Genomic DNA, 25,320 nt, shown 5'->3' on the forward strand with positions numbered 1-25,320 from the left:
CATGGATACGGCGTTCAGGGATTTTGGTGAGGACGGCATCAATACCGAAATCCCCCGGCTCGTCATTGCCGGAACGGAGAGCGGCTGTGGCAAGACTTCCCTTGCAAGCGGCCTGATGAGTGCACTCCGTGAGCGCGGCCTTGTCGTCCAGCCGTTCAAGACCGGCCCGGACTTCATCGATCCCACCCATCATACCCGGATCTGCGGCAGGACATCGCGGAACCTCGACCCGTTCATGATGGGAGAGGAGGGGGTCTTCAAGACCTTTGTAATCGCATCTGCGGGCGCGGATATCGCGGTTGTTGAGGGGGCAATGGGCCTCTTTGACGGGATCGATGGTTCTGACTTCAGCAGTACGGCTCACGTGGCGCGGATCCTCACTGCCCCGGTCGTGCTGGTTGTCAGCGCCGCTGCTTCCGCCCGGAGTATCCACGCCGTTGTCCGCGGATTCCGCGACTTCGATCCCCGGGTCAGGATTGTCGGGGTCATCTTCAACCGGCTCGCTACGACAAAGCATCGCGATATGATCGCGGCAGAAGAGTTCGTCCCTGCCCTTGGCTATATCTCCCGGCAGGAGGGGCCCGGGGTGCAGAGCCGCCACCTCGGCCTTGTTATGGCTCACGAATCAGACGCGATGCAGTCGTACGGGCAGGTTGTGCGGGAATCGTGCGACCTTGATGCAATCCTTGCTATTGCCCGCGGTGCTCCGCCGCTTGCAGATCCGGGTTTTGCCATGCGTCCAAAAGGAGAAAAACGCGCTGTCATCGGTGTTGCCCGCGACAATACGTTCTGCTTTTACTACCAGAACAACCTTGACCGACTCGTCCGTGCCGGTGCAGAGCTACGGTTCTTCTCGCCCATGGACGATGCGTTACCGGAGATGGATGCTCTCTATCTCGGCGGGGGATATCCGGAGCTGTTTGCAGACAGGCTCGAAGCTTCTCCCTGCAGGCATGCCATCTGCAGGCTTGCTGATCAGGGCATGCCGGTGTACGGCGAGTGCGGCGGCCTGATGTATCTGGGCAGGTCCATCACCACCGATCGTGAGTATCAGATGGCCGGTATTCTTCCGGCCTGTACGGAACTGACCCCGCGGATCCAGGCCCTGGGATATGTGAAAGGAACCTTTTCCAATCCCGTCGGTTTCTGGGCCGGTGGCTCCCGTGTCCTTGGCCATGAGTTCCATTTCTCCCGGACGGAATGCGACCGGGACGCCCGGTTTACCCTGCACTTAAAGCAGGGGACCGGGATCCGTGACGGGAACGACGGGCTGACCGAACAGAACACGGTAGGGGCGTACACTCATGCCTATTTCAGCGACTCCTTCTGCGAACAGTTTGTTGCGGCAGCTGAAGTGTTCCGGAGGAACCCGTGAATGGGAGCTGACAGGGTCGGCCTGCCGGAAACTATGATGGCCGTGTTGCCGGGCAACGAGCAGGTTAAAAACTACGGGGCTTCTCTGGTGGTCAGGTTCACAGGGCCGCGTTCGGTTCTTTCCACATCATGGCTGAATGGCGGTTACCGCACGGATCTCCACGCAGTCTTCAATCACCAGATCCTGCTTGAGGCATGCGAGTCCTGCCATAATGGCGGGAGCGTGCGGGAATACCTCGAAGGGGTTGCCCGCGGTCTCGGGTTCGACCCGGAGACAGTCACCGGCCTGGTCACCCGGGCGGAGATGAGGAATACCGCAATTATGACAGAACAGTTTCGGGACCTCGCGGTCACTGCCATCGTGACGGCAGGCATCGACAAGAACGGCGGCCGGGCAGGTGATCCTGCATCGTATTACGAGGACGGGGACTCATTTGAGCTGGTCGGCGGGACCATCAACACCATCCTCGTCATCGGTGCAGATCTGCCGGAGCACGCGATGGCCCGGGCCCTGATGACAGCATCGGAGGCAAAGGCTGCGGCCCTCCAGCAGCTGATGGCCCGGAGCCTGTACTCCTGCGGGATCGCCACCGGCTCCGGTACCGACATGATCGCCATCGTGTCCGATCCCGGATCCCGGTTCCATCTCACCGATGCCGGGAAGCACGCGAAACTCGGCGAATTGATCGGCAGGACGGTTATCCGGGCAACGACTGAAGCACTGGAGAAGGAGACCGGGCTCTCGGCCGAATCGCAGCGGGATGTGCTGGTACGGTTGTCACGGTTTGGCGTGACGGAAGAATGTCTCTGGGAGCATGCAAAACGCTGCAGTCTGTGGGATCCCGGAAAACGGGAATCGTTTCGTCTTGCACTGGTGTCATGGTCAGGAAATCCTGCCGCAATTGCCGGGATTGCCGCAGTCCTGCATATCGTTGATGAGGCAGCCTGGGGCCTGATACGTGAGACGGATGCAATCGGGACAATCGAACGTATCCTGTGCCAGGATGTCTGGTGTTCATGGGAAAGCCATGATCAGAATGGTCATATCCTGTGCGTTCTCGCAGGTGTTATCTGTGGCATTGTGACGGGCAGGCAGTCTTCTCCAGCAGGGGAGATTTTTTAAAAGTATTTTGCGCGGTCGACATTGTCAGACGGAATATCAGAATAGGCAATGTTTGGTATGCTGGGGTGTACTCCGGCAACTCTTTTTTTACTGTTGGGACAGTGCCACTGGTCCTCCTGGCAGGATCTTGGGGGGCAGAACGAAAAGAGGGGTCTGTCGGACACCCCTCCCCCTTTTGCGTTCCGGATCGATCATATCCCCCACCCGGGGTCAGGGGGGGTATACCTGACACTCCCCAGTTGGACATTCCCATGGACTTGATGAGCCAGGGAAAAATCTTGCATGAACGGGCCATCACGACCGGTAGATGATTGCGTTAGAAACTCTATATGTCCCATCTGACAATGTATCGTGTCGCGATGCGATGTGCTCCAAAAATGTGTCACGACACTCCCGGCTGGGTGTACGTCGCATTGTGACAGATTTACGGTGGGGGACCTGTTCGTCACTTCCCTGCCCCCCTTTTGTTGCGATTCAAACCGATCATACCCCCCTGCCTCATCCCGGGTCAGGTACCCATCCTGCTGTTCCGGTTTCCAAAGGGGCTCACCGCACTGAAAACCCTGCTGAAAAAAATCATAATTTCCCCTTTCTCCGTGCGTCGTTCCTTCTCCAGCCTGGCGCAAAGATATCAGCTCTCAGGTTGCCGGATAAAAACCATCTAACCTCCACCATCCTAGTATTATATATACAGTTTACTGGATAAAAGAAAATAATCACAAGTACCGCACGAAGTCTGCATACTGACAAGAGCCGATTTGACGGGATGAATTTCACCATCTGCGTCATGGTGTTTGGATGTGGCATTGACTGGTGTCCGTGTTGTGCTTCTCCGGGTATTGTGGGAAAGCAACCATCGAGGCAGGAGTCTCCGGGAAGATCCCCATGACGGGATCATAAGGATGTATTCTGGACCGGGGACTTGCAGGGGATGCGATGGAATGAAAATCAGGAGTGGTACAAATAAGCACAACAAAAAAGACCGAAGGGAGACCACGCAGTGTCTCCCGCGCAGGAAAAACAAGGATCCCCTCCGTGAGAGGGAAGAAGGCCGGACAGAAGCCTACTCTGCAGGTACAGCACCGGAAGCCCCAAGAGATCGTACAGAAAAAGAAAGAGCCCGAGGTGATCGTCCATCCCCCTATGGATGTGACAGTAGAGAATGCACAACCGGGCCGGATGCGGAAGTATCCGATCGTGTACGAGGCGATGGATCTGCTCAGGACGTACGGGTATGAGCCGGTACGGTTGAGCGAGCCCTCGATTCCGATCAATATCATCGGGATGAAGCAGAATGGCTCGCTGCTGATCCTTGCCCTGCGGTCACGTCTGCCTGTACCGAGCGCTGCACGGCTCCGCGAGATCTATACGGATAAGGTGGATTACCTCCGCAGCATGGCGGGGAGGGTGAAGGACCGGATCATGATCTGGGTATACTCCCCAGCCTGCGGCTGGAGGTATTACATTGTGTACCCTGGTGGTCTGCGGTTCGATCTGGACTTCCCGAAGTCCATAGAATAATCTTCCTCCTTTTTTGGGACTCTTATCTAACGCCCCCCTTGCGCCAGCCCGCCCCCCGGGGGTGCTGAGGGTCATAAGACCCGAAGCAGGAGAAGAATGCGGAAGCGTTCTTCGACTCGTGGGCGCTGATGATTCCTCCGTATTACCTCCATGCAAATCCCCTTCGATTTTAACAGGTAATGCCGAGTCATCGCCACGCGGGGGATGCCCACGCGGCGGGGTCCGACTGGTTCATCAGAACCAGAAGGATGAGAAGAACTCGATAGAGTTCTTCGAAGCGAAGAATCGAAGAGCCTTCGGCTCTTCTCCTGTATCAGGTCTGATGACCTTCGACACTCCCAAGAACGTCAAATCTCCGTTATTTTCTCCAAAAAATGCCTGATTGATGTCGGATCAATGCCAATCCGCGCCGGGCTGCCCAAATTCCAGTTTCCCCCTCACAATCGCCCCGGATCGATACCCCCCAAATTATCGGTTATATCCCCAGCTTCAATGCTATTTGTCGGAGGAGTTCGGAGAACTCCGAAGACATGAGAAGGGAGGCATCAGCCGACCTTCGAATTGTCAAAGGGGCCCCGGCGACACAGAAAACAGATGAGCCTCGAACAGGTCGAAGAACCCTTACGGTTTCTTCTCCTCTTCCTGGTTCTTCGAACCAGTCAGAAAACAAAAAGGAGGAACCAACAAATGGCAGATTTCGTACAGAACACCAACGTAAAGAGCGCGGCCCGCAGACTTGCGGCACCGATCGCTGATGTGGACGCATTCAACACGATCGTCCAGAACGTAATCTCGAACAACCCGTTCGGGTGTGTATCGTACATGAGCGGGGGGATGAACCACCCGCCCGTTGAGAAGACAAAGGAGTCCTACACGGCACGGTTCGTGTACCAGGACAACGATGCACGGTCGGTGGGGAAAGGCTCGGAGAGCTACAATACGATGGCTGGCTACAATGCCGGGATCGCTGCTGTGCTCGCAAACACCGCCAATAACACGGCGCATGCCGGCACACCGGTTCACGATTCGCCCTCCGACAACTTCTCGGCAACCCTGAAGTGCCACGATCCCAACGGAGAACTCTACCAGGTGAACTTCTCCCGCCAGCAGGTGACCATCTCCAGTTACGAGGACGATGCCATCCGCACGAAGATCGAAACCTGGGCCGACGGCGTGACGGCCTTAGCCTGAACACTGGGGGCAGATGACCGCGGGAGAGATATTTCTTAAATCCCTCCCGTTTCCGGTCATCTCTCTGGAGGGTGGTAATGTCACCACCCCTCTCTAACCCCTCCACACCTTCTGCTGAGGTGTACTTCACGCGATCGGCATGTTCGACCCCGCGGAGCAGCTGATGGATGAAGACATGCTGGCTGACCCGGCCGGGTACCGGACCTGGTTCTGCCTCGGCGAGGTCTTCATAGCCTGCCTCCTTGCAGGGACCATCGCGGTCCCTGCGGGGGTGTGGTTTGCCGGGCGGACGGAACTGTCGCTTGCGTTCATCGGCGCCGGCATGCTCTTCCCGCCGCTCTTCATCTTCCTGAGGGTTCTTCAGACCCCGAAGGATGAGAAGAATGCGACAGCGTTCTTCGAATTGTGCCCCGGTTCATCCGGTACGCCATGAAAGCGGACACGGACGCAGTTTCGAAGAATTCTTGCAAATTCTTCTCATCCTCAAATTGCACTTCGCGCAATTCTTCGGATCTGGAAACATTCGGCAAGAACGAACAGACAAAGAAGGTCTTCTGGACCCTCTTCCTCGCCACCGCCGGCTTCGTGCCGGTACAGATGGTCGATCCGGTAACGGCGCAGAAGATGGAGGAGATTCTCGCGGGTCTCGTGCCATAGACAAAAAAGACCGGGGAGCAAGTCGAAGAACGTTGTTCTTCTTCGGTTTTTTGTGACCCTTAATGCTCCCCTGTCATCTCTTGAATAACCGGCATCCCGGTTTTCGTACGGATCCGGGAAAAAGGATTATCTCTCCCTGGCACCAGTCCCGCAAAACGAAAGGACTGAGTGATATATGCCCGGGAAAACATCATACGGGATTTTACATTTCTTCTTATTCAGCATACCAAAATATCATATGATCATACATTAATAACATCTGATCTTAATATTCTTAAGGTTCGTATGAAAAAATCGTGTGCAGTTATCATGATTGCCGCCATCCTGATCGGGGCGTGCATCGCGTTTGCCGGCTGTACGGGAACTGCCTCCCCTTCGGCTGGTACCACAACGACTGCCCTGGGATCTTCTTCAGCATCCGGGACAGCCACTATCACGGACGGCTTCAGGAGGACCGTAACGGTCCCGGCACATCCCACGCAGATCGTCTGCTCGGGCTCCGGCTGCCTCCGGTATGTTGTTTATCTCGGGGCGCAGGACATGGTTGTCGGTGTGGACAGCCAGGAAAAGAAAGCCCAGGTACAGGAAGGCCGGGCATATGCGCTTGCAAACCCCCAGTTCAAGAACCTGCCCCTGAGCGGGGAGATGAGGGGTAAGGACGATCCGGAGAAAATTATTGGTATCAGCCCTCAGATCGTCTTCAAGACCGGCTCGACCGGCACCACCTATGCGACCAGCGGCCCTGAAGCAGACACACTCCAGAACAAGACCGGTATACCGGTGGTAGCCTTCCCGTACGGCTCCCTCAGGACAGATGCAGAAAAAGCAGAGTTCTATGCTGCCCTGCGGCTGATGGGGAAGACACTCGGAAAAGATGCCCGTGCCGAGGAACTGATCACCTATGTCGAAGAAGTGACAGCAGACCTTGAGAAACGAACAAAGGATATCCCAGTGGATCAGCAGAAGAGCGTGTACATCGGCGGTGTCAGCTCCGCAGGGGCGCATGGAATTATCTCGACCGAGCCGGCATACCCGCCCTTCATCTGGGTGCATGCAAAGAACATTGCCGCCGGGTCTGACACCCAGCATGCCGACATCTCAAAAGAGGTCATTGTGAGTGGTGACCCGGAGTTCTTGTTCATTGACGTGGGAACAATCCAGATCGACAACGAAGGGGCCATTGGTGAACTGAAGACCAACCCGGCCTATGCCGGCCTTGCCGCGGTGAAGAGCGGGAACGTGTATGGTGTCCTGCCCTACAACTTCTACAGTGTCAACTACGAGACCGTCCTTGCCGATGCCTATTTCATCGGAAAGACCCTGTACCCGGACCGGTTCTCGGATGTCGACCCGCAGGTAAAAGCAGACGAGATTTACACGAAGTTTGTCGGGAAACCCGCATTTGCTCCCCTTAACGCGCAATACAGGGAGCTCGGGTTCACGAGGATAAACCTTACGTCATGAGCGGGGGCAGCCATGCACCTGAATCAGGGAACGGTTCCGGAGGATTACCGTGCCTACCTGAACCGCAAGGTCCGGTGGATCCTCCTCGGGCTCATCCTTGTCTTCGTCTTCTTTGTCCTTGCCATATCCGTAGGGGCGGTAGCGATCCCCCCTCTCGACGTTGTCCAGTCACTGCTGGGCATCTCGTCTTCCGATAAGTGGGACAGAATCGTCTGGAACGTCAGGCTGCCCCAGGCAATCGCGGCCGTTGTCGCAGGGATCGGCCTTGCCATTGCCGGGGTTGCCATGCAATCCATCCTGCGGAACCCGATCGCCTCTCCCTTCACGCTGGGCATATCGAGCGCAGGTGCATTCGGTGCCGCTGTATCCGTGATCGTGCTGGGCGCCGGGACCATGCAGTCAACGGTGGCAAGCCCGGTTGCGATCTCCAATCCCTACCTCACTACCACCGTTGCCTTCATCTTCTGCATGATCGCGACTGGTGTCATCCTTGCGATCTCCCACATTAAGGGGGCGTCCCCGGAAGTCATGGTCCTCACCGGGGTCGCCCTCTCCTCGCTCTTCTCTGCGGGTGTCATGTTCCTCCAGTATTTCTCCAACGATGCCCAGCTTGCCGCTGTCGTCTTCTGGACGTTTGGCGATGTCGGCAGGGCCACGTGGGACATGCTGCCGCTGATGGTTGTTGTCGTGGGGGCCGGGACACTCTATTTCATTGCCAACCGCTGGAACTACAATGCCATCGATGCCGGCGATGAGACGGCCCGGGGGCTTGGCGTGAACGTAACAAGGGTCCGGCTTGCCGGGATGACGGTTGCCGCGGTCATATCGGCAGTGATCGTTGCCCTGCTCGGGGTTATCGGGTTTGTCGGCCTGGTCTGCCCGCACATGATGAGGAGGCTTGTTGGCGATGACCAGCGTTATCTCATCCCGGGTTCGGCTATTGCCGGGGCAGTCCTGCTCCTTGCCTCGGACACCGTGGCCCGGATCATTGTTGCGCCGTATATCCTCCCGGTTGCCGTCCTGACGGCTTTCTTGGGAGCGCCCGTATTCATCTACCTGTTATTCAGAGGGTATAAACGATGACAAAGATGCTGACTGTAAATGAACTGAAATTCATGTACCGGAACCGGGATGTCCTGCAGCAGATTGGTTTCTCGATCGAGCAGGGGCAGGTTATCGCGGTGCTCGGCCCAAACGGCGTGGGGAAGACTACGCTCTTAAAATGCTTAAACCGCATCCTGAAACCCCGGGAAGGCACTGTGATGCTTGACGAGGAGAACCTGCTCGACCTCGGAACCATGGAGATTGCCCGCAGGGTCGGCTACGTGCCGCAGCGGGTCGAGACCGGGCGGCTGACCGCGTTTGATGCTGTCCTCCTCGGCCGCCGGCCGCACATCGGCTGGGATGTTGTTCCCCGCGATCTTGCTATCGTTGATGCGATCTTCAGAAAACTGGGCATGGAGGCGCTCCGCCTCTCGTACATCGACGAGATGAGCGGCGGCGAGCTCCAGAAAGTTGCTATCGCCAGGGCGCTCGTCCAGGAGCCGCGTGTGCTCCTTCTCGATGAGCCCACGAGCAACCTTGATCTGAAGAACCAGGTCGATATCCTGACCACCATCCGCGAGGTTGTCCGTGATCACGGCATTGCGGCTATCATGACCATGCACGACCTGAACCAGGCCCTGCGGTTCGCCGACACGTTCATCTTCATCAAGAACGGGAGAGTACATATCCACGGCAGCCACGATATCGTCACCCCCTCGGTCATCGAAGATGTGTACGGTCTTCCGGTCATGATCGGCGAACTGGGCGGAATCCGGTGCGTGATCCCCGGTGCCTGTAAAACAATATAAGAGAGAACCAATGGAGTGAGACCATGCACGACCACGATCACCATCATGACAGCAAAGGCGACCACGATCACGGGCACCACCATCACAACCACGGTGCGCCGCAGACAGTAACGTTTGAAGACTGCATCCGCTTCCACGGCCATTCCTGCCCGGGCCTTGCGTCCGGCTACCGTGCGGCAACCGCGGCCATGGAAGCTCTCGGTGTCTCCCGTCCCGAGGACGAGGATCTTGTCGCCATCTGCGAGACCGATGCCTGCGGGGTCGATGCCATCCAGGTCATTGCCGGGACAACGGCCGGCAAGGGCAACCTCATCATCCATGACTATGGCAAGCATGCCTTCACGTTCTATAACCGCAAGGACGGCAAGGCAGTCCGGATCACGTTCTGTCGCAATGATACGTCAGAGAGCCCGGAAATGATGGAGCTGCGCAAGAAGGTATTCGGCGGCACCGCAACAGAAGAGGAATCGGAGCGGTTCCATGCTCTCATGCACAAGGCCACCGTGGACCTCCTGCATGCCCCTGCGGAGAAAGTCCTGAAGATCGAAAAGATCACCATGGATGCCCCGAAGAAGGCCCGGATCTTCGCCTCAATAACCTGCGAATGCTGCGGGGAACCGGTGGCCGATGCAAAGACAAGAGTCGTAGACGGGAAGCGCGTCTGCATCCCGTGCGCTGAAGGAACGCACCCGGCAAAGAAATGATTGTGGGAAGACCGCTATGGATCTGACACTCAGGCCGATCGGGTTCGTACGATCCCCCTACAAGGTGAAGGGCGACGCACCGCGGCAGGGACGGTTGTCCGCCATGGTCTCGGAGATCGTCATCGCTGACAAGTACCGCGAAGGACTGAAGGATATCGGGAAGAAGTCTCATCTCTTTGTCCTCTTGTGGTTTGACCGGGCGGACCGCAGCGTTCTCGTGGCAACGCCCCCGCATGAGGGCATCGAGCACGGCGTGTTTGCAACCCGGTCCCCGAACCGGCCCAATCCTGTTGCGCTGTCACTCGTCGATCTCATCCGCTGCGAAGAGGGCATCCTAACCGTGCGCGGGCTCGATGCGTTTGATGGCACACCGGTGCTGGACATCAAGCCGTATTCACCGGAGATTGACAGCGTCGGGAAGTGAAGGCAAGGGATTCCCGCGCCCCGTCCCATGTAAGGGAAGAATCTCTTAAAAACAGGGATTGATCAGCTCTCGATTGCAATTGTCGTGAGCTTGACCGACTCGACGCCCTTGTGGGACATCAGCTTCTCGGCAAGCGCCTTGAGCTGGCTGCCATCGCCGTGGACCAGGATGACCTCAAGGCACCGCTCATGGGTGACGTGGGAGTGGAGCGAGGCCTTGATGATGCCGTGATACTCGTGCTCGATCTCCGTGATAGCCGAGAGGAGGTTCCGCTGCTCGTGGTCGTACACCATCGTGATGACGCCTTCCCGTTCGCCCTTGACATCCGACATCCACTTGTAATACGTGATGTAGGTGCGGATGGCGTCGCGGATCCCTTCCGATCGCGACGAATACCCGCGGTAGTTCAGGATCTCATCGAAACGGTCAAGAAGGTTCTTCGGCAGCGAGATGCCGATGCGGGAGAGATCGTCTTCCATGGCCATAGTGATCAGTGATGATTGTATGATTGCTGATAGTTCTTCAACATTTTGAAAAAAAAGCTGGGAAAAGTGTTACTTGGTAACATTCTGTTACCCGATTCAGGCAGGCTGGGGATCCCCCGGTGCAGATCCCGACACAGCGAAGAATCCTTCGGATTCTTCTCGTATATGAACCTTAAAGGGTCTCTAACCTTTTGCATGCTTCCTGGAGCGTCTCATCCTTCTTCGAGAACGTAAACCTGAGCTTCGTTTCGCCACCGTTCGCATAGAACGAGCTTCCCGGCACGGCCGCAACTCCTGCCGTCTCCACCAGGTGGCGGGCAAAGTCCGTGTCGCTCATGCCAAAGGAGCTGATGTCGGTGTACAGGTAATACGCACCCTCGGGGAGTTCGCAGGCGAACCCGGCCTTCTTCAGGCCTTTATAGAGGATCTGCCGCTTGCGGTCGTACTCCATGGCAAGTTCCTTGTAGTACGATTCCGGCAGGTCGAGGGCGGCAACGCAGGCCCGCTGGAGGGGTGCGGGGGCGCCGACGGTCAGGAAATCGTGGATCTTCCGGATCCGGTCCGTAAGCGCAGCATCCGCAAGAGCATAGCCGACCCGCCACCCGGTCACGCTGTAGGTCTTCGAGAAACTGCCGATGGTGATCGTCCGGTCCTCCATGCCGGGGAGTGACCCGATCGAAACGTGTTTATGCCCGTCATACACGATGTGTTCGTAGATCTCGTCCGTGATGGCAACCGCATTGTGCTCGATGCAGAGGTCGGCGATGAACGAGAGTTCCTGCTTGGAAAATACCTTGCCGGTCGGGTTGTTGGGCGTGTTGATGATGATGGCCCGGGTCTTCTTTGAAAACACGGACTTCCATTTCTCCTCATCGATGGAGAGGTCGTCTGTAAGGGGGACATAGCGCGGGGCAGCGCCCGAGATCTGTGCATCCGGGCCATAGTTCTCGTAGAAGGGTTCCGGCACAACCACCTCGTCGCCCGGCTGGATGATGGCAAGCATCGAGGCCATCATCGCTTCTGTCGAGCCGCAGGTGACCGTGATCTCCGTCTCGGGATTGAAGGTCATCCTGTTGAACGTCTTCACCCGCCGTGCGAGCGCCTCGCGGAGGTCTTTTGCTCCCCAGGTAATCGCGTATTGGTTAATATCATCCTTGACGGCTTCGCAGGCCGCGGTCTTCAGTCCGGGAGGACAGGGAAAGTCGGGGAATCCCTGGGCAAGGTTGATCGCGTTGTGCTTCAGGGCGAGCCGGGTCATCTCCCGGATAACGGATTCAGTGAACGTGTCGGCCCGGGACGGGTGGGTGGTAAAGAAGGGGGCCTTACCCTTCCCCGTTCCGGCTCTCTTGTTCTGCATGCCGATCCGGTTCGCACGCCCGGAAAATATAATGAGAGGATTCGTCTCCCGGAGCCCCACCCATCGTGCATGATGCCCCGGAAAAGTCCCTTGTGCAATGTTGTTCATGAGAGATGGTGCACCAATTAAGCAAGTTTTATTTACTTAATGCAAGTAAAATTGATCCTGTATCATCATGCACATCATGGAAGGATTCTTACCCTGGCAGTGGTGCGTAATCTGGTGGCTTGTCGCCCTCCCCTGCCTCATGCTCGGTATCTGGCAGCTCAAAAAGGTCATCAACGCAGACCGCGAGGCGCTGCCTCTGCTTGGCGTTACAGGCGGGTTTATCTTCATCCTCTCGTCCCTGAAGCTCCCGTCCGTCACGGGGAGCTGTTCGCACCCGACCGGCACCGGTCTCTCGGCTATCTGTTTTGGCCCGTGGATCACCGCCGTGATCTGCGCTATCGTTCTCCTCTTCCAGAGCCTCTTCCTCGCCCACGGCGGCCTCTCCGTTCTGGGGGCAAACATCGTCTCTATGGGTATTGTCGGCCCCCTTGTCGGGTACGCCATCTACCGGCTCTTAAAGGATACGTCGGTCAATATCTACCTGACAGTCTTCCTTGCAACGGCGCTCGCGGACATGTTCACCTACGTGACTACCTCGCTTGAACTTGCGCTTGCCTATCCCGCTGAGGTGGGCGGGTTTGCCAGTTCGTTTGTCATGTTCATGGCGATCTTTGCCGTCACGCAGGTGCCGCTTGCGATTGTCGAAGGAGTTGTGCTTGCCCTCGTGTTCAAGTACATCGTCGCCCTCAAGCCCGACATCCTCATCCGGATGAAGATATTTTCCGAAGCACAAATCACGGCAGCACGGGGTGAGGCATAATGGCGAAGAATTACACTCTCGAGATCCTTGCGGTCGTTGCGATCCTTGGTTTCTGTGCAGTCTTCCTCTACACAAGCTCGACCATGACCGGCGCCGAGTTCGCCGGTTCCGACAACGTGGGATCGGGCTTGATCGCGGAGCTCTCGGGGAAGGACGTTGAGAGTTTCACGCCGCTCATCCCCCAGTGGGAACCGCCAAGCGGTGAGATCGAGTCGTGCCTCTTCGCCCTCCAGGCAGCCATCGGCGGAATCTTCGTTGGCGGGGTCTTCGGGTACTGGCTTGGCCAGCGGAAAGGTTTGAGTGATGCAAAGGTGAACCAGTAAGCTATGTTTGAGGAGCTGCTGGAGGACGTTGCCCAGACAAATGGGCTGCGCGAAACGAGCACGTGGCTCAAGCTTGCGGCAGGCCTCTCCGCCATTGTCCTCTGTCTCCTCTCGACCGGCTACGCGGCCCCGCTCTTCATCGCGCTTGTCCTCTCCGCGGCAATCCTCACCCTCGCCCGCGTTGACCTGCGGACTTACGCGGAACTCTTCCTCGTCCCGCTCTGGTTTGCCCTGATGAGCGTGGCAGTCATTGTCCTCATCTCCGGTGGGGAGCACGTGTTCTGGAACTGGGACCCCCTGCCGTTCCTCTCGCTCTCGGTCACCCGCGAGAGCATCAACACCGGGTTCTTTGTCCTCTGCCGGGTGATCGGCGGCATGTCCGCCCTCCTCTTCATCGCGCTGACAACGCCCATGACCGACCTCTTCGTGGTCATGCGGAAGGCCCGCGTCCCGGATTTTGTCATCGACCTTGCGATGATCATCTACCGGACCATCTTCTTCCTTTTGGATCAGGTGCGGCAGATCTACCATGCGCAGGTGATGCGTCTCGGCTACTCGGGCTGGAAGGAGTCGGTCCACACCTTCTCGGTGCTCTGCGGGTCGGCGTTCATTGCGAGCTGGGACGCGGGCGACGACCTGGTGCGGGCCATGGACGCCCGGTGCTATGACGGGAAGTTCGCGCTTCTCGGAGAGAACCGCCCGGTTGAACTCCGGCCGCTTGCCGCCCTCGCCCTCTTCCTGATCGCGGCATCGGCAGCCGTTGTCGCAACGCAGGGTATGACCTTACTGTAGGAGAGAACCATGAGCAGCATTGTCCTAGAAGCACGTGATATCCGATACCGCTACCCGCGGGGGCAGGAGGCGATCAGGGGGATCAGCTTCCACTTCCGCCGGGGCGAGAAGATCGCGCTGGTCGGCCCGAACGGCGCCGGCAAGTCCACGCTCCTCCAGATGTTCAACGGCATGATCCGCCCGGATTCCGGGATGATGCTCTTCGACAACAGGCCGATGGAATACGACCGGGCATCGCTCCGTGAACTACGGCGGAAAGTCGGGTTCGTGCTCCAGAACCCGGACCGGCAGATCATTGCCCCGACCGTATACCAGGACGTTGCCTTCGGGCCGACAAACCTCGGGTATTCCGAAGCAGAGGTGAGGGAGTCCGTCACGACCGCCCTCCGGCACGTGGGCCTTGCCGGCTTCGAGCGCCGCCCGCCCCACCAGCTCTCGGGCGGGGAGAAGAAACGGGTCGCCATCGCCGGCGTGCTCGCAATGGACCCGGACGTGCTGGTTTTCGACGAACCCACGAGCGGCCTCGACCCGTCCGGCTCGGAAGACCTCATGGAACTCCTTGACGAGCTGAACCACGAGGGCAAGACCATTGTCATCTCCACGCACGATGTCGAGCTCGCGTACCCGTGGGCGGATCGGGTCATCCTCCTCGCAGACGGTCAGATCATCAAGGAGGACATCCCGGACGTGGCGTTCGGGAACACGAAGTTCGTCCGCATGGCTCATCTCTCTGTCCCAACCCTGCTCGAACTCTCGGCGGAACTGGAGAAGCGCGGTTTTTTCATTCCCGGGCGAAAGCCCCGGAGTGTGCTTGATATGGTTCACATCATCGAGAGCCAGGCTCGTGGATCCTGCTGCCACCCGGCGCCGGGCACGATCACGGTCTGTAATGTTGATACGATTGCCCCAGGTACCACCCCTCTCTGGGTACAGGCCCATCCCGGCATCGCCGTTGGCGCCATGGGCACGCGGGCCAAGCAGTGCGCTGCAATGGAGCAGGTTGCGCTGGAGTTCACCTACGGGGTCATCGACAAGTGCATCCTCCGTGCCTTGCGAGGGAAGGACTCGCTCATCCTCACGAATGGGAGCATGGTGGGTCGGGTTACGGAACGGGTGGAGGCGTACTGCAAGGAGAGCGGGAATGTCATTTCCGTCGCTCTCTTGGAAACGACAGACCGGTTATCTTGAAGGGATGAGAAACGGAGCGGGGGTGCGGGACTGTCCCGCTCACATCTTCGGCGTCCAGACCCCGAAGCCGTTCCCCTCAGTGTCCTGGAGGACCGCAACGAGCCCGACTCCCTTGATCATGAACTTTGGCATGACGATCTTCCCGCCGAGTTTCTCAACCTTCGCAACAACCTTGTCAATGTCGTCGACCATCACGTAATTCTTGATAGTCTCGTCTCCCTGCCGCTTGTACAGCCCGCCCATGTTGATGGTCCCGAGCGTTGGCTCGCCAAGCGTGATCTCGTTGTACTGGATTGCCTCCATGCTTTTGAGGTCCATCGTCGGGGTTTTGATCGGTTCGATCATCCAGCCGAGGAGGTTCTTGTAGAAGTGCTTTGCGCGGTCGACATTGTTGGCCGGGATCTCGAAATAGGCGATGTTTGGCATGGGAATTAGTATTCCGGAAAATGTATTTTACTATTGGGATAGTACCAATCCCCATGTCGTGCGCTATCCGTTCAGCACGTCACGTGCAGCACAGCAGCATACTTCCGCTGCTCCTTTGCGATCAGCGGGATGATATCCGGCACGGGCCGGACAATGTGTTCATACTCCGCGAGCAGTTTTGCGGCATTCGGTGTCACGGGGAGGTCCCCGTACTGGCCGGTGCCAATGTAAACGACCTCTGGGGTCTCTTCGTTTAGGAAGGCGAGTTCTTCAGCCGAGAGCGGCGTGTGCCCGAACTCACTTGCCCAGGGCTTTGAAAGTTTCTTCTTCCGTTTTGAGACCGAGCCGTCGGTATGGATGATGACATCATGTTCGTAGCGGGTGCCGCCGATCTCGACCCATCCGAATTCCGATCGCATGCAGATCCCTACGCGGGATACTCTCGGGTGCTAGGATATCAACCTTGCGACGCCGGAAGGCTCCCGGACACCGCGCCGGGAAAACGATTATCATTCAGCCTGCAAAATTGAACCGTGGTGGATGTTGTGCTGATTGGGATTATGTCCGATACCCATGACGAGATCGAACGGACAACGCGAGCCGTTGCCCTGTTCAACCGCGAGGGCGTGGGGCATGTGCTGCATGCCGGCGATTTCGTCTCGCCGTTCATGCGGGAGCCGCTCCGGGAACTCAAATCGCCGCTTACCGGGGTGTTTGGCAACAATGATGGCGACCGTTCGCTGATCGCAGAGAAGTTTTCGTCTGTGCCCGGGCTTACTATTGCCGGGACATTTGCACGGCTCGAGGCAGGCGGGATGCGGATCGGACTCCTGCACGGTAATGACCGCGTCCTCTTCGAGACGCTTGCAGGGTGCGGGAATCTTGACCTGCTCGTGTACGGCCATACTCACAAGCCCGAAGTCCGGAGAACCGGCTCCCTGCTCATCGTCAACCCCGGCGAAGTGTACGGGCACCTGACCGGGAAGAGCACGGTAGCGATCGTGGACACGGAGAAGCGGGTCGCAGAGATCGTGGAATTGTAAGAATCCCGGGCCTGTTCATACCCGCGGTTTTGGCCTGGCCATCACGATTTCTTCGTTTTTCCTTGTGCCGGTATTCTGTTGCACGCGCACCGGCTGGGTCTTCTCACAGTATTGAAAAATTTGCCGGGAATAGAGAAATTGTGGTCCTTTCAAACGATTTTTTTAGAGATTCTGATATTGTGAGATTTCTCTCAATCAGATATATTTATATATAAATCTGGTTAAATGAGGGAAACCTTTAGGGTACCCTGCATTCTATTCATCACTTGTCGTTACTGAAGAAGATGAGAAGGATGAAACAATTTTCTGCAGATGATGCGTTCACCGGCCTTGAGGCGGCTATCGTCCTGATTGCTTTTGTCGTTGTTGCCGCGGTGTTCTCGTATGTATTGCTTGGTGCAGGGTTCTACACCACCCAGACAGCACAGGAGACCGTGCATAACGGGGTTGTCCAGGCAAGTTCAAGCCTTGAGATCGTCGGAGATATCATGGCGATAGCGGAGGGGGCTGATCCGGCACGGCTTTCCTACATCAATACCTCGGTTGCCCTTACTGCCGGAGGCACTCCTATGGATCTTACCCAGATGGTCATATCATGCTCTGACAGCAATGGCGGCAGGAATCCCAGCATTGCCAACAACACCGACGTAAATTCCTGCGCTGATGTGTTTACCAATGCGGCTACGGTGGAAGATATGAGGTGGTGTGTTTCCGCGAAGTTCAACGATTTGAACCCCGAGTCTCCGAACAACCTGCTCGAGCCCAACGAGATCTGGATCCTCTCCATCGGTATGCCCCCGACGGCAACGCCGAATACCAAAGGAACAATCAACCTGCAGCCGGCAGTTGGTGCCGTTGTTCCCCTTTCAAGAACGCTGCCCGGCGCTTTCACAAAGGTTCAGGCAATTCATTAGTCTCCCTCATTTTTCTTTTGGCAATGCGCAACCCGCAACAGGATCATCACTTCGTTTCTGACCCGACCAGGCATACCTTAAAGAGATCGGACACAGTCAGTTTCCTGTATGCAAACGATCTCTCTCGTCTGCATGCTGCTCATCAGTGCTCTCCTCGCCTCAGGATGCACCATGTTGCCGGGCTACCACATCATCAGTGATACGCCCGATCCCGTCATCGGCCAGTGGATCAGTGGCGAACCTCCTCAGTCAGAGATGCATATCGTCTTTTACGAGAACCGTTCCTATCTCACGCAGAATTATTTCCTCAACCGCGGTGCGATCACTGAATATGGGACATGGACAAAAATTGAGCGGGGCTTCTATTCCGCACAATCGACTAGCGGCGGGATCACCAACTGGACATATGATGCGTTCAGTGATTCGGTCTATATCCGGGATATCCCGCAGCAGAGATATTTCCGGTACCGCGGCTGAAACACAAAGCCTGCCGGCAATAGTTCATCATCGGACTCTTGTCCGTTCACCAGTCAGGACGGTCTCTTACTTTTCTGCCCGGATCGGCATGATCACGGTGGTGATGCCGCTGTACTGCAGCCGGCGCTGGATGGCAAACGCCGTCTCGTTGTGCAGGTACTTGTGGAACGGGTTCTCATGCCGGAACACCAGTTGCCCGGTAAAGAACGTGGAATTCTGGAACTCCCGTGCAATCTCCCGGCAGACCGGTACGGCTGTATCCACGACATCGGTGCCAATATCCATGCGGTAGTCCGCGGAAAAACCCATCTCCCGTGCCAGGTCGACATATTTTTCCAGCCCTTTCTTCGTCGATTCCGAGAGCGCCTTCAGTTCCGCTGCTCCCTTGAACGTGCCGGAGTCGACAACCGCGATCGAGACGAAGATGAAGTTCTCGTAGATCCCCGGGAAGTTCTTGATCACGGAGTAAAAGGTATTGACACCAAAGCCGTGGAAACCGGTAACCAGCTGGACTGCGGTCATCTTATGGGGATTTACCGGATCGATGTTCTTCGTGCCGGCCACGGGCATGACATCAAGCAGGGAATCCAGTTTCCGCAGGCCCCGCGTGACCTTCTGGTAATGCCGGTGGATCAGGAAACAGAGCCCGACAAGGGCCGATGTCAGGAAGATCGTGAGCCAGCCCCCCTCGCCCAGCTTCTCGAAGATGGTGATGGTGAGGATCGTACTGCAGAGCACGAGCCCGATGAGGTGGATCGGGATATGCTGTTTCCAGTCTTTCTCGGTTACCCGGTTCTTGTAGAAGAACCGGGACATGCCGTACTCGGAGATGGAGAAGGTGAGGAAGACGTTGATGGCATACATGGTGATCAGGATCATAACAGAACCATGCGTGAAAAGCATGAGAAGGAGCGCCGCGCCACCCATCAGGAGGATGCCGTTTGTCATCGTGAGGCGCTCCGAGAGCAGCGCAAAGGAGCGGGGGAGCCAGGAGTCGATGGCCATGTTTGCCATGACCCGCGGCCCGTCGATGAACCCCGTCTGGGCGGCCACGCAGAGCAGGGCGGCTTCTGAAAAAATGGTAATCAGGGCGAGAAGGCCCCCGAGAGGCCAGCCGGCAAACACGCTGCCGGCAAGGACCGCGTTCAGTGTCTGCCCCGCCACCGGCCGTATGTCCCAGAGGAGGTAGCAGGCAAAGAGTCCTGCGGAGAGGGCCGTCAGTGAGAGTGCCATGTACAGCATTGTCCGCTTGCCGGTCTTCACCCGGGGCTCGCGCATGATCTGCATCCCGTTTGCCACTGCCTCGATCCCGGTATAGGTTCCGCCGCCGAGCGAGTAGGCCCTGAAGAAGACTGCCAGGATCCCGACCAGGCCGATGGCAGCGAGGTCGCGGGAGAAGCCGGACTGGATCGTCGCGGCAACCGGGACGATCTGCGGGGCGTGGGCGAGGAGGCCGTACCCGAGCAGAATGGCGTGGGCTGCGATGAATACGAGGAAGATCGGGGCAAGAATGAGAACGGATTCCCGGACACCCCGCAAATTGATGACGATCAGGATGAGGATAAGGAGGCAGGCGAACGGGAGCTTCCAGGGCTGCCACGACAACGGCAGGAACGAGAAGACGGCCTCCCCGCAGGCGGCAATCGAAACCGTGATGGTCAGCATGTAGTCAATGAGAAGGGCGCTGCCGGAAACGACTCCCGCCCGTTCGCTGATGGTGTGGGTAGCAACGATATAGCCACCGCCGCCACCCGGGAAATGCTCGATGATGCGGGTGTAGGCATACGAGATGATGAAGACCGTCAGTGCGGTTCCGATTGCAAGAAAAACAGCAAGATAGGTGTAGGGTCCAAGGGCGATGAACGCTTCAGGTGGACCGTAGGACGATGAAGAGACCCCGTCGGCCCCAAGGCCTATCCAGGCAAGGAGGGGGAAGAGCGCGATCTTATGGAAGAGTGAAGGGTCTTCGATATTTTTCCTGGCGCCGATGATGGTTCGCCGGGCGCCGCTCCTGATATCTTCCCAGTTCCATGAGTCACGGGATCCCACGGTATCTTCTTCCGGCAGCTGGCCGGGCCGTGATCAGATAACGGCAGGGCCATTCTGCACGATCCTTGCTGGTTGTACGGCTGTGGTCTATGCACTCAGGACTCAGATATCTGCACCCGGCTTAATTCGTTTCTGGTTTTGTTGTGGCAGCCGGGAGGGTATGTTCAGTGTGGGAGAAAAGGATCCCGCGGTTTTTATCCTCAGGAGAATAACGTGTCATTTGATGGAGATATATCATGGAAAATATTTTTGATACGGCCCTGAAGCAGAGATATACCATCGGACTGACGATCATCTATGCCCTCATCATCCTCTTTGCTGTTGTCACGATGCAGTTCTATTTCGGGCTTTTCATGGCAGTCATCGTGTCGATCTTTGCCATCGCGTTTTACTGTATTGACATGACCTCACCGGAAACGGAGAACCAGAAGGCAACCCTGCTCCTTGCCTGCGGTGTCATCGTGGCGGCAATTGCATCGGCTATCGCATCCTGGCTCCTCTGGGCAGTCGTGCTCGCTGTCCTCTTCCTGCATATCTATGTTCTGGGTAGGATCGAACAGCGCCTTGCGATGCTCGAGTACCAGAGCACCCGCAGGATCCTCCATAGACGGACCCGTGGCGGGGCATCGCAGCGCCACCGGGCTTAGGCGGTTTTGTCCCCGGTATCTTCCCGCAGCACAGGGCACGGAGTTGCCCTCGCCACCGCATTCAGGATTATGGGCCGGCACGCATAGCTTTGCAACCAACGTTATTGCGAAACGCCCATGCGGTGCTTTCCGGCCGGCACAGTTATCTCGAATCGTGCTCCGTTCCCGTTTGTGCCGGTCTCCCGGATCGTGATGCCCGTGATGTCGAGGATCTCGCGGGATATGGCAAGGCCAAACCCGGTGTTCTTACCCACGCCCGGCGCGAAGATCCGTTCCTTGTCGGCAGGAGGGACGCCGACTCCGTCATCGGAGCAGACAACGATCCGGGCGCCGTCATTCTCCTCCAGCGTGAACCGGACCTGTTGGATCGATCCCCCGTGGCGCTTTGCATTGTCCAGGAGGTTGAAGAAGACCTTGGAGATGAGGGGGTCGGCGAAAATATCCAGGTCGCCCGGAAGCAGGTTCTCGCACCGGATGGCCTTTGGCAGCGCAGCTTTTTCGGCAGCAGCGACAAGCCCGTGAAGGTTCTGCCAGGCCGGTTCGTGCACGCCGATCATCTCGTACTCCTTCGTGAACTGGATCAGGTTCGAGATCTGTTCGATCGTCCGGCTGATGCGGGAAAAGTCGTCGGCATGCGCAGTTTCGGGGACCTTGCGACGGAGCAGTTCGACATATCCGCCCAGTGCCTGGAGCTGGTTGTTGATATCGTGCCTCGTTATGCCCGAGAGGATGTTGAGCTTGTGGTTGGCCTGCCGCAGCGCCTCTTCCATGTTCTTCCGGCCGGAGATATCGATGACACTTGAAAGAAGGTAGAGTTCCTCCTGCATGGTTATCAGCGTGGCCGAGTACAGGCAAACACGGACTGTCCCGTCCTTTGCGCGGAACGGGACTTCCTCTGCCTCGATGTGCCGCTCTTTTTTGAGAACCGTGGCGATACGCTCCCCGATCTCCCTGTCGACAAGGAGCCCGATCTCCCATGGGGTCTTCCCGAGCACCTCTTCGCGTGAGTACCCGCTGTTTTTGATGAACGCGTCGTTGACGGCATAGAAGGTATTGTCTTTCACGGAGAGCAGCGTGAGGGCAACGAGGCTGGTCCGGAAGATCGTGGAAAACATCTTCTCGGACTCCCGCAATGCCGTTTCTGACGCCCTCCGCTGGCTGATATCCCGGGTAAGGCCGATGACCCCGGTGGGAATACCGCCCGTTCCCAGCATCGGGGTGATGATCACCTCGGTCCAGACCGTGGAACCGTCCTTTCGCCGGAACTCCAGTTCCAGGGGACGGGGTGCCGGCATGATCTTCCCTTCCTGCAGGTCGCTGGTCGCATGGCGGTAATGTTCCCGGATAATGGCAAGCGATTCCGGGGTCAGTGCCTCTTCAACGGGCTCGCCAATCGCCTCTTCCGGCATCATGCCCCGGAGTTCATGGACAGACGGGGTGACGTACGTGAGGTGCATATCCATGTCCGCGGTCCAGATAACGTCCTTCACATTGTCCGTAAGGAGACGGAGGCGCACCTCGCTCTCATGCAGCGCCTCTTCTGCCGTTCTCTGGTCCGTGATGTCCCGGCAGATCCCCATGTAGCTGATAATCTCACCTGAAGCGTTCCGGAGAGGGGCAGCGCTCTGGGAGTGCCAGCGCCAGGTCCCGTCCCTGTGCAGGACACGGTATTCGATACCGTGGACCCGGGTGCCCTTCTCCATGACCGAGTGGAACGCCCGGACATTCCCCGGCAGGTCATCGGGATGGATCAGGGCCGCTGACGGTGACCCGATGAGTCCACGGGTGTCGTGCCCTAAAATCTCCGACCATTGCGGCGAGACGTAGGTGAAATTTCCCGCAGGGTCCAGCGAGAAGACGATGTCGCTTGCGTTCTCGACAAGAGATCGGAACTTCTCCTCGCTCTCGCGGATGCCCTCCTCCATCTTCCGCAGGCCGGAGATGTCGATGGCGACCCCGCGGAAACCGATGATCTCCTGGTTCCTGTAGACCAGGGACGAATAGACAACCACCGGGAACGTGCTCCCGTCTTTCCTTATTGCAGTGTATTCCTTTGGCTCATAGGGGATATTGGCCAGGATGCTCTTCACACTCTCCATGAATCGTGCGTGCTGGGCAGGTTTGATCAGGGAGAGGACCGGTTTTCCCTCGGTGAGCTCCTTCACGGAGAAACCGGTGACCGATGCGGCATGCCGGTTCGCGTAGGTGATCCGCAGCTCCCTGTCAGTTTCAAAGACCATCTGGGGCAGGCGGTCGGTCAGGTCGCGGAACCGTGCCTCGCTCTCAAGGAGTGCTTCATGTGCCTTCTTCTGCTCCGTGATATCCTCGTAGGTTCCCAGCACGCCGATGATCTCCCCCTCCCGATTGCGGAGAGGGACTTTACTGGTGCGGAGCCATGACGTACTGCCATTGGGCCGGATTTGCTGCTCTTCGAAATGGATCTTTGGCTGGCCGGTCTCCATCACCTCCCGGTCATCCTCCTGGAAGTGCTCAGCGGTTGCAGCCGATGAATGGTCATAATCGGTCTTCCCGATCATGTCAGCGGGATCGGAATAACCGACATCCTGTGCGAGGGGCTTGTTGCATCCTAAAAAGACCGAGCTCCTGTCCTTCCAGAACACTCTCTGCGGGATGGTGTCGAGCACGGTCTGGAGCATCTGTTGTGACTGGAACACAGCCTCTTCAGCAATTTTTTTCTCTGTAATATCCCTGATTGTCCCGATAGTAACCTGCTCTCCCGTTGCATTGAGAATCCGGATGGATTTATCCTCATACCAACGGTATGTTCCATCGTTCCTTCGCACCCGGAACTGGTCCTGCGGCAGAGGGGTTCCAATCGGGCGGCTGGTCCGGATATGACTGGTTAACACCCTGGCGTCGTCCTGGTGGATGAATTCAGAAAAATTTTTTCCCAGGATCTCATCAGGATGGTATCCCAGCTGATCCATGACCTGGGGGCTTATGTAGACGATCGTGCCTTGGGGATCCAGATAATAGACAATATCCTGGATTACCTCGACAAGGGTCCGGTATTTCTGCTCACTCTCACGCAGCGCCTGTTCGGCCTGCTTCTGTTCAGAAATGTCAATGATGATCCCCCTGAAGCCGGCCATCTGTCCGTTCCGATAGACCACATCCGCGTAAATGAGCCCGGGGAACGTAGTGCCATTCTTTCGGATCAGGGTATACTCCTCGTGGGTGTAGGGTTCGCCACGCATAAAGCTTACGATATTCTTCCTGAGGCGGTCATGCTGGGAGGGGTCAATGATGGTAAGGGCGTTGAAGCCCGATGCCACCTCTTGAGGAGTATACCCGAGCTGGGTTAAGGCCTGGTTATTTACAAAAGAGAGTACAAGTGAACAGTCCGTCTCGAAAACGATCTGGGGCAGGAGCTCGGCAAACGTCCGGTGCTTCTCCTCGCTTTCGCGCAGGGCCGCCTCAGCCTGCTTCCTTGCCGAGATGTCTGCAACCACCCCGCGGAACCCGACCATCTGCTTGTTCCGGAAGATGGGAGAGGAGTACACGATGACTGGGAATGGTGTCCCGTCCTTGTTGAACGCGGTGTACTCCCTGGGCTCGAACGGGATGCCATATCGCAGGTGGTGGACGTTCACCATGAACGTGGCGTGCTGGGAGGGGTGGATGAAGGTGAGGATGCTCAGACCGCTGCCCACGACTTCAGCAGGGAAACCGTACGAGGCAACAGTGTATTTGTTCACGTACGTAATCCGGAGGTCCATGTCCGTCTCGAAGACTATCTGGGGCAGGTGGTCGGCAAAGTCGCGGAACTTGCCCTCGCTCTCCTGCAGCTGCTGCTCGCTCCGGGCCAGTTCCTCTTCAGAAGCGGTGATCCGGTTGTACGCTTCTTGGAGTTCGGCCTGCGCCCTCCGTTTCACAACCGCCTGCCGGATCTTATGGGCAAGTTCGGCAAACTGCGCCTGCGCCGAGCCGCCTTTCTGGAGGTAGAAGTCGGCGCCATTGTTGATGGCATCGATCACAACCTCCTCGCGGCCCCTGCCGGTGAAGAGGATGAACGGGATATCACCGAACTGCTCACGGACATGTTTCAAAAATGCGATCCCGTTCATCACCGGCATCTCGTAATCGGAGACAATGGCATCGTAAGACCGGGTAAGGGGGAGACTGATAACCTCTTTTGCTGAAGTGGAAATGCCGACCTGAAACTCGCCGTTCATTTCCAGGAAAATTTTTGCCATTTCGAGGAGTTCGGGCTCGTCATCGACATAGAGAACCCGCAATCCTTCAGCCATGCACAGTACATTATTATGTGATCCTATATTTTTGTGATGACATGCATGGCACATGATGTCCGGGATTGTGAGGGACTCCCCGGAAAAAAAGAGGATGCTGTTTTCCTCCTCAATCCCCAAGAGTACAGTATCGGGAAAACGATAAGGAAGTATTTTCTCGTTTTCTGTG

Annotated in this window: 25 protein-coding genes; 19 read left to right on the forward strand and 6 right to left on the reverse strand. The window is 57.3% G+C overall.

The window, feature by feature from the left end; all coding sequences use genetic code 11:
* Position 1: 1 nt before the first annotated feature.
* The 11 genes from METFOR_RS04595 (at position 2) to tsaA (ending at position 10,311) form a co-directional block, all read left to right on the forward strand.
* Positions 2-1,375 carry a cobyrinate a,c-diamide synthase gene (locus tag METFOR_RS04595; RefSeq protein ID WP_015284940.1) on the forward strand — a complete coding sequence of 458 codons (1,374 nt, stop codon included), beginning with the start codon at positions 2-4 and terminating at the stop codon, positions 1,373-1,375.
* Positions 1,376-2,497, forward strand: coding sequence for an adenosylcobinamide amidohydrolase (locus METFOR_RS04600; RefSeq protein WP_015284941.1), 1,122 nt, complete (start codon positions 1,376-1,378; stop codon positions 2,495-2,497).
* 1,035 nt (positions 2,498-3,532) lie between these two features.
* A complete protein-coding gene (locus METFOR_RS04605) occupies positions 3,533-4,018 on the forward strand; it encodes a hypothetical protein (RefSeq protein WP_015284942.1) in 486 nt (161 codons plus the stop codon).
* A 687-nt stretch (positions 4,019-4,705) separates the two neighbouring features.
* Positions 4,706-5,209, forward strand: coding sequence for a hypothetical protein (locus METFOR_RS04610; RefSeq protein ID WP_015284943.1), 504 nt, complete (start codon positions 4,706-4,708; stop codon positions 5,207-5,209).
* A 163-nt stretch (positions 5,210-5,372) separates the two neighbouring features.
* Entirely contained in the window at positions 5,373-5,642 is a 270-nt protein-coding gene (locus METFOR_RS14475; protein ID WP_233504448.1) for a hypothetical protein, read from the forward strand.
* Positions 5,639-5,866 (forward strand): hypothetical protein, encoded by a 228-nt coding sequence (locus METFOR_RS14480; protein ID WP_052310761.1) that lies wholly within the window; start codon positions 5,639-5,641, stop codon positions 5,864-5,866. The genes METFOR_RS14475 and METFOR_RS14480 overlap by 4 nt, the downstream gene beginning before the upstream one ends.
* A 285-nt stretch (positions 5,867-6,151) precedes the next feature.
* Positions 6,152-7,330: an iron ABC transporter substrate-binding protein gene (locus tag METFOR_RS04620; RefSeq protein ID WP_015284946.1), complete on the forward strand. Its 1,179-nt coding sequence runs from the start codon at positions 6,152-6,154 to the stop codon at positions 7,328-7,330.
* Positions 7,331-7,342: 12 nt separating this feature from the next.
* Positions 7,343-8,413 carry a FecCD family ABC transporter permease gene (locus METFOR_RS04625; RefSeq protein ID WP_015284947.1) on the forward strand — a complete coding sequence of 357 codons (1,071 nt, stop codon included), beginning with the start codon at positions 7,343-7,345 and terminating at the stop codon, positions 8,411-8,413.
* Positions 8,410-9,183: an ABC transporter ATP-binding protein gene (locus tag METFOR_RS04630; protein ID WP_015284948.1), complete on the forward strand. Its 774-nt coding sequence runs from the start codon at positions 8,410-8,412 to the stop codon at positions 9,181-9,183. The genes METFOR_RS04625 and METFOR_RS04630 overlap by 4 nt, the downstream gene beginning before the upstream one ends.
* 23 nt (positions 9,184-9,206) lie before the next feature.
* Positions 9,207-9,887 (forward strand): FmdE family protein, encoded by a 681-nt coding sequence (locus tag METFOR_RS04635; RefSeq protein ID WP_015284949.1) that lies wholly within the window; start codon positions 9,207-9,209, stop codon positions 9,885-9,887.
* Between the two features lie 16 nt (positions 9,888-9,903).
* Entirely contained in the window at positions 9,904-10,311 is a 408-nt protein-coding gene (gene tsaA / locus METFOR_RS04640; protein WP_015284950.1) for a tRNA (N6-threonylcarbamoyladenosine(37)-N6)-methyltransferase TrmO, read from the forward strand.
* A 62-nt stretch (positions 10,312-10,373) separates the two neighbouring features.
* Here tsaA and nikR read toward each other — a convergent pair whose 3' ends face one another.
* Positions 10,374-10,796 (reverse strand): nickel-responsive transcriptional regulator NikR, encoded by a 423-nt coding sequence (gene nikR, locus METFOR_RS04645; RefSeq protein WP_015284951.1) that lies wholly within the window; start codon positions 10,794-10,796, stop codon positions 10,374-10,376.
* A gap of 172 nt (positions 10,797-10,968) precedes the next feature.
* The gene (locus METFOR_RS04650; RefSeq protein WP_148277597.1) at positions 10,969-12,153 is read right to left on the reverse strand and encodes a pyridoxal phosphate-dependent aminotransferase; all 1,185 of its coding nucleotides are present in this window, start codon (positions 12,151-12,153) and stop codon (positions 10,969-10,971) included.
* Positions 12,154-12,328: 175 nt separating this feature from the next.
* Between METFOR_RS04650 and METFOR_RS04655 the strand changes: the two genes are divergently transcribed.
* The 4 genes from METFOR_RS04655 to METFOR_RS04670 are packed head-to-tail and all read left to right on the forward strand — an operon-like array spanning position 12,329 to position 15,324.
* Positions 12,329-13,021: an energy-coupling factor ABC transporter permease gene (locus METFOR_RS04655; RefSeq protein WP_015284953.1), complete on the forward strand. Its 693-nt coding sequence runs from the start codon at positions 12,329-12,331 to the stop codon at positions 13,019-13,021.
* Complete coding sequence (locus METFOR_RS04660) at positions 13,021-13,344, forward strand: energy-coupling factor ABC transporter substrate-binding protein (protein ID WP_015284954.1); 324 nt, start codon at positions 13,021-13,023, stop codon at positions 13,342-13,344. The genes METFOR_RS04655 and METFOR_RS04660 overlap by 1 nt, the downstream gene beginning before the upstream one ends.
* Before the next feature lie 3 nt (positions 13,345-13,347).
* Entirely contained in the window at positions 13,348-14,136 is a 789-nt protein-coding gene (gene cbiQ, locus METFOR_RS04665; RefSeq protein ID WP_015284955.1) for a cobalt ECF transporter T component CbiQ, read from the forward strand.
* Positions 14,137-14,145: 9 nt separating this feature from the next.
* Entirely contained in the window at positions 14,146-15,324 is a 1,179-nt protein-coding gene (locus METFOR_RS04670) for an energy-coupling factor ABC transporter ATP-binding protein (protein ID WP_015284956.1), read from the forward strand.
* A gap of 39 nt (positions 15,325-15,363) precedes the next feature.
* On the opposite strand, the gene METFOR_RS04675 is transcribed toward METFOR_RS04670, so the two are convergent.
* Complete coding sequence (locus METFOR_RS04675; RefSeq protein ID WP_015284957.1) at positions 15,364-15,750, reverse strand: VOC family protein; 387 nt, start codon at positions 15,748-15,750, stop codon at positions 15,364-15,366.
* 71 nt (positions 15,751-15,821) lie between these two features.
* Positions 15,822-16,169: an MTH938/NDUFAF3 family protein gene (locus METFOR_RS04680; RefSeq protein WP_015284958.1), complete on the reverse strand. Its 348-nt coding sequence runs from the start codon at positions 16,167-16,169 to the stop codon at positions 15,822-15,824.
* A gap of 114 nt (positions 16,170-16,283) precedes the next feature.
* On the opposite strand from METFOR_RS04680, the gene METFOR_RS04685 reads away from it, so the two are divergent.
* The 3 genes from METFOR_RS04685 to METFOR_RS04695 all read left to right on the forward strand — a co-directional run bounded on the left by METFOR_RS04685 (position 16,284) and on the right by METFOR_RS04695 (position 18,184).
* Entirely contained in the window at positions 16,284-16,793 is a 510-nt protein-coding gene (locus tag METFOR_RS04685) for a metallophosphoesterase (protein ID WP_233504450.1), read from the forward strand.
* Positions 16,794-17,086: 293 nt separating this feature from the next.
* Positions 17,087-17,707: an archaellin/type IV pilin N-terminal domain-containing protein gene (locus tag METFOR_RS04690; protein ID WP_015284960.1), complete on the forward strand. Its 621-nt coding sequence runs from the start codon at positions 17,087-17,089 to the stop codon at positions 17,705-17,707.
* A 108-nt stretch (positions 17,708-17,815) separates the two neighbouring features.
* Positions 17,816-18,184 (forward strand): hypothetical protein, encoded by a 369-nt coding sequence (locus METFOR_RS04695; RefSeq protein WP_015284961.1) that lies wholly within the window; start codon positions 17,816-17,818, stop codon positions 18,182-18,184.
* A gap of 66 nt (positions 18,185-18,250) precedes the next feature.
* On the opposite strand, the gene METFOR_RS04700 is transcribed toward METFOR_RS04695, so the two are convergent.
* Positions 18,251-20,233, reverse strand: coding sequence for an APC family permease (locus METFOR_RS04700; protein ID WP_015284962.1), 1,983 nt, complete (start codon positions 20,231-20,233; stop codon positions 18,251-18,253).
* 236 nt (positions 20,234-20,469) lie between these two features.
* On the opposite strand from METFOR_RS04700, the gene METFOR_RS04705 reads away from it, so the two are divergent.
* Positions 20,470-20,880 (forward strand): hypothetical protein, encoded by a 411-nt coding sequence (locus tag METFOR_RS04705; RefSeq protein WP_015284963.1) that lies wholly within the window; start codon positions 20,470-20,472, stop codon positions 20,878-20,880.
* Between the two features lie 101 nt (positions 20,881-20,981).
* Here METFOR_RS04705 and METFOR_RS04710 read toward each other — a convergent pair whose 3' ends face one another.
* Positions 20,982-25,151, reverse strand: coding sequence for a PAS domain S-box protein (locus tag METFOR_RS04710; protein ID WP_015284964.1), 4,170 nt, complete (start codon positions 25,149-25,151; stop codon positions 20,982-20,984).
* Positions 25,152-25,320: the final 169 nt, after the last annotated feature.

The organism is Methanoregula formicica SMSP (genome assembly GCF_000327485.1).
Lineage (GTDB): Archaea > Halobacteriota > Methanomicrobia > Methanomicrobiales > Methanospirillaceae > Methanoregula > Methanoregula formicica.